The following is a 12,571-nucleotide window of genomic DNA, read 5'->3' as shown; positions in this document are numbered from 1 at the left end:
CGAGCGGCTTGAGGTTCCAATTTTTTAACCCGCTTGACTACCCATGCCATATTGCCTAATCCAGTTCCAATTATCGGATTTTAATGAATGATATATTCACCGAAACCCAGGGGACAGCATGGCAAAGCAATCGTCCAGCAATGTCGAACGCGGTGCGGAAATTCTTCTGGCGCTAGGCAATGCGGGTGTCGGCGGCATGAGCCTTGCTGAAATCGCAGATGGGATAGGTGATGCTAAATCGGCGGTGCATCGGGCTCTGACGGGACTGTCTCATTACGGTTTTGTTGAGCAGAGCGGTCGGCGCGGCAACTACAGGCTGGGTAGCGCGATTTATGCGCTGGCGCAGCGCGTGCCAGGTATTGGTGATCTGGTCGATCTCTTCCGTCCGGCGCTTATTTCCATCACCGCCGGCACAAACATATCAAGTTTTCTCATGGCGCGGTCGGGTTTCGAATCCGTTTGCCTCGATTTCCAGCTCAGCGCGGCGCCGGTCCAACCCTTGCTATCGGGCGTGGGCGGGCGTCTGCCGCTTGGTATCGGCCATGCCGGGGTTTGCATGATGGCGCGGCTGGACAGGGAATCCCGCGAACGCATCCTCGAAATCAACGCCCCGCATTACGAACAATGGCAGATCGAAACGGATACCATCCGCGCCGAGATCGAGATGTTTCTCGAAAAAGGCTATGTGATCGGCACGCGCAAGGCGGCGGGGTACGAGGTCTGGACGCTTTCCTTTGCGCCCGCGCCCGGTGACAATCGTTATGGCGAAACCGGGGTTTCTCTGCTTGCGCTGGCCAACAGCGTTTCGGATGACGAGGCACAGCGCTGCGTCGCGCTGATGTCTGAAGCACTGCCCTACAAGTGGTCCGGCCTCAACGCGTAACGCCGGATCATTTCCTGGATATGGGCAAGGCGCGCGGTGCGCGCCGGTTCAGCAAGAACATCCCGCCCGAAGGTAAAGCGGATGGTGTGTGCCGTGGAGACCGTGGCCCAGCACAGATTCGAGATTGACAGCCATAACTCGACAGGGTCCAACCGAGGGCGAAACACGCCAGCTGTGACGCCACGCTCCAGAATGCCCGCCACCATCCGGGAAATATTTCCCGCATATACCGTTTCGGGCTCCGATTCGCGGATGTTCTCGCCACCGTGCAGGTTCTCAATGCCGACAAGCGTCAGGAAGCCCTGATTGTTCCGGTAGTAGTCAAAGGTGAACTCCACAAGCCGGTCGAGCGCAGCAACCGGATCCGAAGGCATCGCCAGCGATTCCTCTGCATCGCGCATCGCCCGGTAAGCGTCTTCCAGCACATGCCGGAACAACACTTCCTTGCGGGAAAAATGCCGATAGACAAGTGCCTTGTTAACGCCAGCCGAATGGGCGATGGCCTCGATATTTGCACCTTCCAGACCGTGGGCAACGAATTCGCCTGCCGCAGCCACAAGAATGGCCTTGCGGGTGCGCGAGGTGCGCGCCGCGTGTGATCCTGGCGGCTTTTCCTTCACCTTTGTTGCCTGCGGCCTGTCGTTCATTCATGTCGTCCTTCCGTGGCCGGTGAATATCATCTTTGTCTCGTCTTGTCCTCTCTTCGGCAGGGAACGAATTTTGCAGCGTTGTCGCCAACACCTCTTTACAGCTCCCATCGCTTCTGTTTTTTGTAACGACAACGTTACTGTTACACAAGAGGCAGTTATGACCCCGCATATACGTGTCGCATCCGACGTCGGCGGAACTTTCACCGACAGCATTGCCTATGACGAGACGACGAGAACCATAACCGTCTCGAAGGTATCGACCACGCCGGTCAACCGTGCGCTCGGCACGCTTGAAGGCCTGCGAAACGCCCTGGGCCTACAGGGCGCGAGCGGTGCGGATGTTGCTTATGTCGGCCATGGCATGACAACGGCAACCAATGCCGTGATTCAGCGCAATGGCGCAAAGACGGCATTTCTCACCAATCACGGCTTTCGCGATGTCCTTGAAATCGGCCGCCAGAACCGTCCGACGCTGTTCGATCTGACCAGAGTGAAGCCTGAACCGTTGGTGCCGCGCGAACTTTGTTTTACGGCGCGGGGCCGTATTCTGCCGACAGGTGAAGAGTTGCAGCCGCTCGACGAGGCCGATGTGTGCGCGGCTGGTGAAGCGATGAAGGCGGCTGGCGTCGAGGCCGTCGCCATCCTTTTTCTCCACTCTTACGCCAATCCCTCCCATGAGTTGCGAGCGCGCGATATTCTGGCTGAAGTCCTCCCAGATGTGGCAATTTCCGCTTCGGTCGAGGTGAATGCTGAATTCCGCGAATACGAGCGCGGCTCGACAGCGGTGCTCAATGCCTATCTTCGTCCGGTCATGGACCGTTATCTGTCTTCGCTCTCCGGTATGTTGCAGGATGAGAAGGAAGGGCTGGGCCTTGGCCGCGACCGTCCGGTTATGGTGATGGATGCGGCCGGTGGACTGATGAGCCTCGAAGGAGCGCGCCTCAAGCCCGTCCATACCGTTCTATCCGGCCCCGCCGGTGGTGTGGTCGCCAGCGCGCATGTGGCTATGCTGGCAGGTATTCCCGATATCATCACCATGGACATTGGTGGAACGTCCACGGATATCAGTCTCATCCGGGCTGGACGGCCGGAAATTACCCGTTCGGCCAGTCTCGAAACCGTGCCGATCCGCCTGCCGGTTATCGATATTAATGCTATCGGTGCGGGCGGTGGTTCCATTGCCTGGATTGATGACGGTGGGGCGTTGCGTGCGGGGCCGATGAGCGCCGAGGCGGTGCCGGGCCCCGTTTGTTATCGTCGCGGTGGAACGTTGCCGACAGTCACCGATGCCAATCTTGTGCTGGGGCGGTTCTCGCCGCAATCGCGTCTGGGCGGTTCGATGACACTTGATCTGGATGGGGCGCACAAAGCCATCAACGATGTCATTGCACAACCGCTTGGTCTTGATGTCTATGAGGCGGCGGCAGGAATATTGCGCGTAGCCCATGCCAACATTGTTCGGGGCATCCGCGTTGTTTCCGTGGAACGTGGTTATGATCCACGTGATTTCGCGCTTGTGCCATTCGGCGGTGCGGGACCGATGCATGGCAGTCCCGTAGCCCGCGAACTCAAGATGCCGCGTGTAATGGTGCCGCCGACCCCTGGCATTCTCTGTGCGCTGGGACAGCTGATTTCAGACCTGCGCCACGATTTCGTCGAAACACACGTCGTCCCCTATGCCGCCAATGGCGAATCTGAAGCGGCTTTGCGCATCAAGCGCCTGACTGACCGCGCCGACGGCCATCTCGATCATGATGGCGTCGCGCCGGACCGGCGCGACGTGGAAATACGCATCGACATGCGCTATCAGGGCCAGTCGTTTGAACTGTCAGTGACGGTGAATCCCGGCGAACCCTGTTGGTGGGCCGACCTTCCTCGCCGGTTTCACGCCGCGCACCGGGCCCGCTTCGGTCATGCTGACGAAAACGCCGCAATCGAGATCGCCGGCTTCGGCGTCACAGGTATCGGCCGCATCAAAACGCCGGTGCTTCCCGAACTCGACGACGGAGGCCCTGTGCCCGACGACGATGCCCGGACCGGCGAACGCCCGGTCTATTACGAGCCTGGGGATACCGGCGCGCGTGGCGCGTTCTATAAGGCGGCGGTCTACGCCCGGGAAAAGCTCAAGGCTGGCAACATGATATTCGGCCCCGCCATTATCGAGGAAGTTTCTTCGACCACCGTTCTTTATCCTGCCGACCGTCTCACGGTTCACAAATCAGGCAGTCTGATCGTTGAGGTAGCAGAATGACCATGTTTGATCCGATCCGTCTCGAAGTTCTGCGAAATGCCCTGGAAGCAACCGCGCAGGAAATGGGCGTCGTGCTGAAATGCACTGCCTTTTCGCCCAACATTAAAGAACGCATGGACGCATCCTGCGCAATCTTCAACGCGAATGCGGAGCTGGTCGCGCAGGCCGAGCACGTACCGGTGCATCTTGGTTCCATGCTGAGGGCCGTTGCGCCGACACTTGCACAGTTGCCACCGCTCAAGGAAGGCGATGTCGTCATCGTCAACGATCCTTTCGTTGCCGGCGCGCATCTGCCCGACATCACGTTGATAGCTCCGGTTTTCGCCGCAGGTGAACTCGTTGCGCACGTGGCAAGCCGCGCGCACCATTCGGATGTCGGAGGCATGGAGCCCGGTTCGATGCCCGGCAGCTCAACAGAGATCTTCCAAGAGGGCCTGATCATTCCGCCAGTCCTGCTTTACGACGGAGGTGCGGAACAGGCCGGTATCATGCGCATGGTGCTTGCCAATGTGCGCACGCCGGAAGAGAGGCGCGGTGATCTCAATGCCCAGTTGGCGGCTCTCAGGATCGGGGAGACCCGCCTGCAGGAAATGGTGGGGCGTTTCGGTGTCGATGGGCTTAAACAGGGCCTGTCGGCCATTCTTGACTATTCCGAGCGGCGCATGCTGAAGCGCCTCGCTGAGTTGCCGCCCGGCCGCTACGAGGCCGAAGACTGGCTGGATGACGATGGATCAAGCCCGGAGAAAGTCCTGATCAAGGTTGCCGTCGATGTTGCGCCCGACCGTCTGGTATTCGATTTTGCAGGAACCGCGCCGCAGCGGCGTGGCAATGTCAATGCGGTCAAGCCGATGACACACTCGGCTGTGTTCTACGCCATCAAGATACTGACCGACGCAACGCTTCCGCCAAATGCCGGCGTGTTGCGTCCAGTCGAAATTCACATTCCGCAGGGCTGTTTCCTCGATGCCCAGCCGCCGGCCGCCGTCTGCGCGGGCAATACTGAAACCACGCAACGCGTGGCAGACACGGTACTGCGCGCCTTTGCGCTTATCGCGCCCGATCGCATCGCCGCCGCCAGTCAGGGGACGATGAACCTGATCGGCATTGGTGGACGTGATCCCCGAAGCGGAAGGCCCTATACCTATATCGAGACGATTGGCGGGGGGCAGGGCGGCCGTCCCTATGGTGCTGGCATGCATGGCGTGCACGCAAATATGTCGAACACGCTCAACACCCCGATCGAGGCGCTTGAAATCAGCTATCCACTGCGTATCGAACGTTATGAGCTGCGCCAGGGATCGGGCGGGACGGGGCACCATGCCGGCGGCGAAGGCCTGATACGCGCCATTACAGCGGTGGATCACGAGGCGCGTGTTTCACTTCAATCGGACCGTCGGATCACTGGTCCTTACGGTCTGCATGGCGGTGATGCTGGCGCGACGGGACAAAACTCGGTCATCGATGCGGCCGGCATTGCGACACCGCTAGCCGGGAAAGGCTCGGTAACGCTTTCGTCTGGAGAAACGGTCGTCGTGGAAACGCCCGGCGGCGGCGGCTGGGGGAGGGTTCCGGTTCAGATCGAATAGAGACGCTAGAGTCTCCCGCATACCTTGGACATCTGCGATCTTCTGCGGCACGCCATTGCCCCGAAACGACAATTTCAAGTCGGTTCAGCCACCAGCTGAGGAAGGAAGGGGGGCGCAAACGCGACTACTACCTTTTTACCATCAATCCGCTGCCGCTATCTTGCCGGCACGCGGCCGGGGCCAGTCGCTTCCATTGATGGAGGTTCGGGATCGGGTACGACTGATAATGTGTGTTTGAGGCATTTAAGTGCGAAACAGGATCGGGAGTGGCGTACACCCTCGATCTTGTAGAGCTTCCGGCGCAGAAACTGCTCGTAGCCTGCGGTTCCTGCCACCGCCACCTTGATGAGATAATCATATTCGCCTGTCGTCAAATAGGCTTCCAGCACCTCCGGAAGAGCGGCCATCGCTTCTCCGAAGCGTTCCAGAACCTCGTCGTCGTGGCGCTCCAGCATCACCTCGATGATAACAGTTTCGCTCAGTCCAAGCTTGGCCTGATCGAGAATGGCGGTATAGCCGCGAATGACCCCTTCGTCTTCCAGCCGCTTGACACGCTGCCAGCAGGGACTGGGCGACAACCCCACCTTTTCCGAAAGCTCCGCATTGCTCAACCTGCCGTTCTCCAGCAGGGTGCGCAATATCTTGCGGTCAATTCTGTCCAGCGGTTTCGTCATCCCCTGTCTCCACACAATACGTTGCAAAAATCTGCCGTCACTGCGGCAGACTGCGAAAGAAATGTTTTCCGACGGGCGGTTTGGCGCTGGCATTCGAAAGCACCTTCCGCTGATTTTTAAGTACCGTACTGCAAGGTACAGGCAGCAGGGAGGAGCAGGCGTGGCACCCGTAGAACAGCATCATTTTCCAAGGCCGAGAACGTTGATCCATCCCGGCATTTCCTCGCCGGTGCGCATCAACAGCCTGCACTCGCCATCCGCGCGCCACGTGCGGCTGTTCATTGCGGCGGGCCGCAGTCTTTACGATGGAATCGTGCAGCCGCTTTTCGAAAACGGCATTGAGAATGCCTCGCTCACCATTCTTGGCGGCTATTTCGACATATTGTCCTATTGCGTCGCTCCGCCCGACCCTTCCGGCAAGGCGGTCATTGCCTATACGAAACCCATCGACGCCGGTGCGGCCTGGCTTGTCTTCGGCAATGCTACGCTCGGGCGCAGCATGAAGGGCGAGCCGATTGTTCATTGCCATGCCGCCATGCGCACCGCGGCAGGTGTGGTCAGGGGCGGCCATCTGCTGACTGAATCCTGTATTGTTGGCGAGAGCGGCGTTTCCGCCCTGGTGACGTCGCTAGACAGTTTCGTGCTGCAGCAGTCCTTCGACCCTGAAACCAACATTCCCCTTCTTCAACCCAGGAACCGTACGGAGCGCGCCGATGAACACGCATAACACTGTCGAAATCGGATCCATGGGGCGTGTGGCCTATGCCCGAATCGCACCCAATGAAGACCTTGTTCTCGGTGTCGAAAAACTGTGCCTTGCCGAAGGTTTCAGAAATGCCTTTGTGCGCGGCGCGCTGGGCAGTCTGGTCGATGCCTGTCTCGGCACCCGCAGCGGCGCGTTCTTGCAAATATGCGGTCCCGCCGTGGAAATCGTCTCCATTGCCGGCGAAGTGCGTGCCCAGCCCGACGGCTCGCTGCGCGCCTCGCTGACCGGTGTCGTCGCCGATACCGAAGGTTCGGTTTATGGCGGTCCCTTCATCGCCGGAGCTAACCCGGTTTGCATGACTTTTGAAGTGACGCTGGAAGAGTGGTTGCCTGCGGAAAAGCCGCAGGCGGCGTGAGTTGTAGTAAGGCGGGCCGGTGAGTTGCTCAGCGCAACTCATGCGGCGCGCCCCTGTCTTTCGGTCAGAAGTAGCTCGAAAGTAACGCAGACCGGGTTCTTGCCGCGCACCAGCCGCCCGCCGCTGATATGTGTGGTGAGGTCCACCATCGCAATATCCAGCATTGCTTGTCGGTCTCCCGACGCGGCCGTGCCGATACGGCCCTTGTTTATGAGGATTTCGCTCGCGTAGGCAGTGAGGATTGTTCCGTCGTCATAATCCGCACCGACCAGGCTGCCAATTCCATTGACTTCGGCTTCTCGCAGACCAAACTGGGTAGAGACCTCTTCGAGTGCCGTGCATATATCGGTATTGGGGCGCACTGTGCACAAAAGTGCCCGAAGACCCGAACCCTTCTGGCGGCGCTGCTGGCCGATGGGTGTAAAAAGTGGGAAATTGGTTTCCTCATCCTTTTGCACATCGAGGATCGCTCCATCCAGCGCCAGAGCCTCAAGCTTTGTTTCTACAGCAAATTCGGTCTCGAAAGGCAGCAGATGCCCCATGGAGACTACGCCGTCGGCACTCTTCCATGAACCATGGCAATGCAGAAACGGCGCGCTATCACGCCGGCCCATATGCAGGCCGGCATCGATGATTGTGCCACCCGGCATGGAAAAGGTTTCGCTATACCATGCGGCATGTGCGTCATCCGGTGCGGCTGCCGGCATGACATAATGCAACCGTTTCATCGGTACGTTCTTCAGTCTGACGTAACCACCTTCGAACCCCAACTCCGCAAAGGCATCGGCAATCGCTTCATTGGCGCTTACGCCGGACCGGACCGTCAGCGTAACAGGATAGGCATGGCAGCCGACGGCGCGAAAGCGTTCAGGCGTTATCGGTCCGGGATGGACGATGTGGCGGGGAAGCTCTTGCGTGCCTGTCTCCGTCATACCGCAAGCCCCGCGGTAATGAAGCCCCCATCCACGGCGAGCACCTGTCCGTTGATGTAGCTTGCGTCATCCGACACGAGGAAAGCCACGGCAGAGGCGATCTCGTCCGTCCTGCCATAGCGATGCATCGGAACGCGGCTATGCCATTGGTCGCGAACATTTTCAGTGTGAACCGCCTGGGTGAGGGGGGTATCGACCGGACCGGGCGCAATCGCGTTGACACGAATGCCCGATTGCCCCAGCTCGTTTGCCATTACCATCGTCAGAAGATTGACGCCGCCTTTCGAAGCGCCATAGGCACTGCGGCCACGATTTCCACACATGCCGGAAACAGAGCTGATATTCACGATCGAGCCGGCAAGATCGCGCTCCAGCCAGTAACGTGCGGCAGTGCGCGCTACCGCGAAGCTGCCGACGAGATTGATATCAACGATGCGGCGAAATTCTTCGACGCTTGTGTCGACGGACAGTTTGTCGATACCGATGCCGGCGCTGTTGACGACGGCGACCAGATCAACCGCATGATCGGAATCTCCCGCGGTCAGGGTGGCGAAAGCCATCTCTATCGATGCCTCGTCCGCAACGTTGCAGACGATGCCGCGCGAGAGATCGATACCGAGTGTTTCGCAGGCTATATCCAGCGCCTCGCGCTTGAGATCCAGCAACCATGGCTGCCAGCCGCGCGCCATCAGGAGCTGCGCAGTGGAGAAACCGATGCCGGATGCACCGCCGGTGATCGCGACGGCCCCTTTTGTCCCTGTTTTCTCTTGTGTCATACCGTCTCCTCCCGATTGAATGTCACGCCTGTCAGCCTGTCCGCTTTTCTTCGAAAGCCGGCATCTGACCGCGTTTCTCCAGTTCCTCGCGGATCATTTTCTTGGTGATCTTGCCGTAGGCGGATTTCGGCATGGCATCCCAGAACACCACTGATTTCGGCAGCTTGTAGCGGGCCATCTTGCCTTCCAGATAGGCCTTCAGATCAATAGCGGCGATATCCGCGCCCTCGCGGGCCACGCAAACGGCCACACCGACCTCGCCCCACACCGCGTCCGGCACACCCAGAACCGCAGTCTCGCTGATGTCAGGATGCATGAGGATTTTTTCCTCGATTTCACGCGGATAGATGTTCGAGCCGCCGGAAATATACATGTCGGAGGCGCGCCCGGTGATGTAGAGGAAGCCGTTCTCATCGCGATGACCAAGGTCGCCCGTGCGGAACCAGCCATTGCGGAAGGCTTTGGCATTGGCCTCGGGATTATCGTAGTAGCCGGCGAAAACGGCGGGACCGATTACACAAATTTCGCCGGTTTCGCCTGCGCCAACCTCCTCGCCAGCATCGTTCTGGATCTGCACTTCCATGCCGGTGCGGTCGAAGCCGCAGGTGCCGATGCGCGTTTCCGGACCGTCCTCGGCGTTATGAAAAGAAGGCGGCAGCACGGTGATGTTCCCGGTGACTTCACCCAGGCCGAAATATTGCACCAGCACCGGGCCAAGCTTTGCAAGCGCCCGTTTCTGGTCCGCGCGATACATCGGCGCGCCGGCATAGATGACATAGCGCAGCGAGGAGTGGTCGAAACGATCCACAGAGGGGTCTTCGACGAGCATTTTAAGGATGGTCGGTACAGTGAAGGCGTTGGTGATACGCCATTTTTCGATCAGCGCCCAGACGGCGGGCACATCGAGCTTTTCCGCCGCCGGAAGCACGGTTTTCGCGCCATGCGCCACCTGCACCAGCTGGTGAATGCCCGCACCGTGTGAAAGCGGGGCAACGACGATGGAGGCGTCGTCCGGTCCAGTGCCGGGCATCAGATCGCAGAGATGGTTGGTGATGACGAACGCCATCTGGCCATGGGTAAGCACTGCAGCCTTGGGCCGGCCGGTGGTGCCTGAGGTGAAGAAGAACCAACACGGGTCATCCCGATCCACTGCCTGACTTTTGACTTTGTGCCCCATATGACGGGCCACGATGGCATCGTAATCCTCACCGAACTCAGCCGTACCGATGGCGATGCTGAAATCGATAGTGCTTGCCTCATGGCTGGCTTTTGCATGATCGGGAAAAGCACTGGCGCAAATCATGCCGCGTGCGCCGCTGGCCTTCGCCAGATAGGCAACTTCATCGGGCGATTGACGGTAATTGGTCGGCACCCACACCGCACCCACGCGGAAGCATGCGAACATGGATTCGAACATCTGGTTGTTGTTTGAGGACTGCACCAGAATGCGGTCCCCCTTTCTGACGCCGAATTCAGTCTCCAGCGCATGGGCCATGGCGTCGACGCGGGCTTCCATTTGAGCCCAGCTCCAAGTCTTTTCACCCCAGACGAAACCGATATGGTCCGGGTTGTGGCGTGCCGCCTGCGTCAGGAAATGCGAGAGGTTCATCACCCGCGTGGTGGAGGGCGCAACCCCGCCCGCGGGATGCTGCACGGCACTTTGCGTCGTCATTTCACACGCTCCATGATCGAGACGTAATTGGCAACCGCCGTGCCACCCATGTTGAACACGCCAGCCAGCGAGGCATTGGGAATTTGCATGTCGCCTGCCTCGCCCATCAATTGCATCGCCGCCATGACATGCATGGAAACGCCGGTCGCTCCGACGGGATGACCTTTCGATTTCAATCCACCCGATGGGTTGATTGGCAGACGTCCGGTCTTCAGCGCCGTTCCATCCTGGACAACGCGATATCCTTCACCGGGCTTCGCAAGCCCCATGGCCTCATATTCGATAAGTTCGGCAATGGTGAAGCAGTCGTGCGTTTCAACGAAAGAGAGGTCGTCGAGCGTTGCGCCGGCAAGTTCCAGCGAGCCGGCCCAGGCGCGGCGCGCGCCTTCGAATGCCAACGGATCGCGACGGCTCAATGCCATGATGTCGTTGACATGCTTGCGGCCCCGGAAACCGATGGCGCGGTTGAGTGTCGCTGCCGTTTCCTCGTCGGCCAAAATGATCGCGGCAGCGCCATCAGAAATCAGCGAGCAGTCGGTGCGGCGCAGCGGGCCTGCGACGTAGGGGTTCTTGTCCGAAACCGTATTGCAGAAATCGAAGCCGAAATCCTTGCGCATATGTGCATAGGGATTGACCGCGCCATTGGCGTGGTTCTTTGCGGCAATCATCGCCAGCTCTTCCGAGCGGTCGCCATAACGTTGAAAATATGCCTGTGCGATGCGGCCGAACTGGCCGGCAAACCCGCCGGGAATATTGGCCTCCTCCGCACGGTAACAGGCGGAGAGCAGGATCTCGCCCACCTCTGCGGTCGGCAGCGCCGTCATTTTTTCGGCGCCGACAACGAGTGCGATGCGGCCGCGCCCGGCTTCGATGAAATCCATGGCGCTGTAGAGGGCGGCCGATCCTGTTGAGCAGGCATTTTCGAAACGCACCGCCGGCGTATAGGCGAGGCGCTCATCGCCCATCGCTACCAGAGCACCCTGAAAATCCTGTTTCGAGAAGCCATTGTTCATCACGCCGACGAAAATGCCATCGATATCGCTGACATCGACGCCCGCATGGTCTATAGCCGGCGCCACGACCGAAGCCATCAGTTGCTCGGTATTTTCAAGGGCCGACTTGCCGAAAGGCGAATGCGCCCAGCCGACGATCTGCGCTTTGCTCATTTGCTCGTTCTCCTCGTTTGCCGTTTCATGTCGCCTTCACCGCGCGTGCGGGCGCGGCTGGCCATCATTTCTGCGATGCGGGTCTCGATGCGGGTTACTTCCTCGCGCAGCAGCGCTGCCAGTTCCGGCTGGCGCTCCGGCCGCATGCGGCTGTCCACAGCGGCAATGCTCAGCGCTCCTACCACCACGCCATCAGGCGCGCGGATGGCAACGCCAATACCCCAGGAATTAGAAAGGATCAGGCCGGGGTTGAGCGAATAGCCATTGGCTCTCGTCAACTCGACATCACGGCGCAGGCCCTCAAGCGTGATGCCGGGATAATTAGCGGCAATCAGCCCGCTATTGGCCGCAATGATACTTTCCACCTCGGCGTCCGGCAGAGCCGCCAGCATGGCGAGCGAACCCGCGCCAATACCCAAGGGGTGTTCGAAACCGGCCTGAAGCGCATGGGTGCGCACCGGCCAGGTGCCTTCTTCGCGGTAAAGGCACAGGGCAAATGTATCACGGCGTACGGAAAGGAAGCTCGAATCCTCCGAGCGGCGGGAAATGCGCGTCAGGCCGTCCTGCGCCATTTGAAGAAGGCCAAACCGGCGCGATGACAGGCTGCCGAGCACATAGGTTTCTTCGCCGAGGTAATAACGCCGCGTTTCCTCATCCTGCTCCACAAGCCCGGCGCGGATCAGAGCCAGCAGCAGGCGGCGGGCCGTGGGTTTGTTCAGTCCGCTTTCTGTCACGATGACCGAAAGCGCCACGCCGCGTTCCGCGTGCCTCCCGACCATGGAGAGCAGCGCCAGAGCCCGGTCCACCGCGCGCGCGCCCGTCAGATCTTTTTCAACCGGGATCGTTGTTGTTGTTGCCAT

12 protein-coding genes are annotated in these 12,571 nt (G+C 59.6%); 5 read left to right on the top strand and 7 right to left on the bottom strand.

The window, feature by feature from the left end:
* Positions 1–118 precede the first annotated feature (118 nt).
* Positions 119–883, top strand: coding sequence for an IclR family transcriptional regulator (locus F617_RS0118890; RefSeq protein ID WP_013761249.1), 765 nt, complete (start codon positions 119–121; stop codon positions 881–883).
* On the opposite strand, the gene F617_RS0118885 is transcribed toward F617_RS0118890, so the two are convergent.
* Positions 856–1,530 carry a TetR/AcrR family transcriptional regulator gene (locus F617_RS0118885; protein ID WP_019566332.1) on the bottom strand — a complete coding sequence of 225 codons (675 nt, stop codon included), beginning with the start codon at positions 1,528–1,530 and terminating at the stop codon, positions 856–858. The two genes, F617_RS0118890 and F617_RS0118885, sit on opposite strands and share 28 nt — an antisense overlap.
* Positions 1,531–1,690: 160 nt before the next feature.
* Between F617_RS0118885 and F617_RS0118880 the strand changes: the two genes are divergently transcribed.
* Together F617_RS0118880 and F617_RS0118875 are read left to right on the top strand one after the other, a co-directional pair.
* Entirely contained in the window at positions 1,691–3,784 is a 2,094-nt protein-coding gene (locus F617_RS0118880; protein ID WP_019566331.1) for a hydantoinase/oxoprolinase family protein, read from the top strand.
* Between the two features lie 2 nt (positions 3,785–3,786).
* Positions 3,787–5,370, top strand: coding sequence for a hydantoinase B/oxoprolinase family protein (locus tag F617_RS0118875; protein ID WP_245260827.1), 1,584 nt, complete (start codon positions 3,787–3,789; stop codon positions 5,368–5,370).
* 155 nt (positions 5,371–5,525) lie between these two features.
* Here the strand turns inward: F617_RS0118875 and F617_RS0118870 are convergent, their stop codons facing one another.
* Positions 5,526–6,044: an Lrp/AsnC family transcriptional regulator gene (locus F617_RS0118870; protein ID WP_019566329.1), complete on the bottom strand. Its 519-nt coding sequence runs from the start codon at positions 6,042–6,044 to the stop codon at positions 5,526–5,528.
* A gap of 160 nt (positions 6,045–6,204) precedes the next feature.
* Here F617_RS0118870 and F617_RS0118865 point away from each other — a divergent pair, with 160 nt between their 5' ends.
* A complete protein-coding gene (locus F617_RS0118865) occupies positions 6,205–6,771 on the top strand; it encodes a hypothetical protein (RefSeq protein ID WP_026330944.1) in 567 nt (188 codons plus the stop codon).
* A complete protein-coding gene (locus F617_RS0118860) occupies positions 6,758–7,165 on the top strand; it encodes a PPC domain-containing DNA-binding protein (protein WP_019566327.1) in 408 nt (135 codons plus the stop codon). The genes F617_RS0118865 and F617_RS0118860 overlap by 14 nt, the downstream gene beginning before the upstream one ends.
* Before the next feature lie 38 nt (positions 7,166–7,203).
* Here F617_RS0118860 and F617_RS0118855 read toward each other — a convergent pair whose 3' ends face one another.
* The 5 genes from F617_RS0118855 to F617_RS0118835 are packed head-to-tail and all read right to left on the bottom strand — an operon-like array spanning position 7,204 to position 12,571.
* Complete coding sequence (locus F617_RS0118855) at positions 7,204–8,097, bottom strand: DUF296 domain-containing protein (RefSeq protein WP_019566326.1); 894 nt, start codon at positions 8,095–8,097, stop codon at positions 7,204–7,206.
* Positions 8,094–8,873, bottom strand: a complete 780-nt coding sequence (locus F617_RS0118850) for an SDR family NAD(P)-dependent oxidoreductase (protein WP_019566325.1) — start codon at positions 8,871–8,873, stop codon at positions 8,094–8,096. Before F617_RS0118850 ends, F617_RS0118855 begins: the two co-directional genes overlap by 4 nt.
* 31 nt (positions 8,874–8,904) lie before the next feature.
* Positions 8,905–10,545 (bottom strand): acyl-CoA synthetase, encoded by a 1,641-nt coding sequence (locus F617_RS0118845; protein WP_019566324.1) that lies wholly within the window; start codon positions 10,543–10,545, stop codon positions 8,905–8,907.
* Positions 10,542–11,711 carry an acetyl-CoA acetyltransferase gene (locus tag F617_RS0118840; RefSeq protein ID WP_003517520.1) on the bottom strand — a complete coding sequence of 390 codons (1,170 nt, stop codon included), beginning with the start codon at positions 11,709–11,711 and terminating at the stop codon, positions 10,542–10,544. The genes F617_RS0118845 and F617_RS0118840 overlap by 4 nt, the downstream gene beginning before the upstream one ends.
* Complete coding sequence (locus F617_RS0118835; RefSeq protein WP_019566323.1) at positions 11,708–12,571, bottom strand: IclR family transcriptional regulator; 864 nt, start codon at positions 12,569–12,571, stop codon at positions 11,708–11,710. The genes F617_RS0118840 and F617_RS0118835 overlap by 4 nt, the downstream gene beginning before the upstream one ends.

The sequence above is a fragment of the Agrobacterium sp. 10MFCol1.1 genome, from assembly GCF_000381165.1.
GTDB classification, from domain to species: domain Bacteria; phylum Pseudomonadota; class Alphaproteobacteria; order Rhizobiales; family Rhizobiaceae; genus Agrobacterium; species Agrobacterium tumefaciens.
The sequence above is the reverse complement of the archived record's forward strand: the minus strand, read 5'-3'. Positions and strand labels throughout refer to the sequence as shown.

Coding starts and splice junctions, on each gene's coding strand:
- F617_RS0118860 (WP_019566327.1), top strand. CDS start 6,758: ATGAACACGCATAACACTGTCGAAATCGGATCCATGGGGCGTGTGGCC.
- F617_RS0118850 (WP_019566325.1), bottom strand. CDS start 8,873: ATGACACAAGAGAAAACAGGGACAAAAGGGGCCGTCGCGATCACCGGC.
- F617_RS0118885 (WP_019566332.1), bottom strand. CDS start 1,530: ATGAACGACAGGCCGCAGGCAACAAAGGTGAAGGAAAAGCCGCCAGGA.
- F617_RS0118880 (WP_019566331.1), top strand. CDS start 1,691: ATGACCCCGCATATACGTGTCGCATCCGACGTCGGCGGAACTTTCACC.
- F617_RS0118840 (WP_003517520.1), bottom strand. CDS start 11,711: ATGAGCAAAGCGCAGATCGTCGGCTGGGCGCATTCGCCTTTCGGCAAG.
- F617_RS0118890 (WP_013761249.1), top strand. CDS start 119: ATGGCAAAGCAATCGTCCAGCAATGTCGAACGCGGTGCGGAAATTCTT.
- F617_RS0118845 (WP_019566324.1), bottom strand. CDS start 10,545: ATGACGACGCAAAGTGCCGTGCAGCATCCCGCGGGCGGGGTTGCGCCC.
- F617_RS0118870 (WP_019566329.1), bottom strand. CDS start 6,044: ATGACGAAACCGCTGGACAGAATTGACCGCAAGATATTGCGCACCCTG.
- F617_RS0118855 (WP_019566326.1), bottom strand. CDS start 8,097: ATGACGGAGACAGGCACGCAAGAGCTTCCCCGCCACATCGTCCATCCC.
- F617_RS0118835 (WP_019566323.1), bottom strand. CDS start 12,571: ATGGCAACAACAACAACGATCCCGGTTGAAAAAGATCTGACGGGCGCG.
- F617_RS0118875 (WP_245260827.1), top strand. CDS start 3,787: ATGTTTGATCCGATCCGTCTCGAAGTTCTGCGAAATGCCCTGGAAGCA.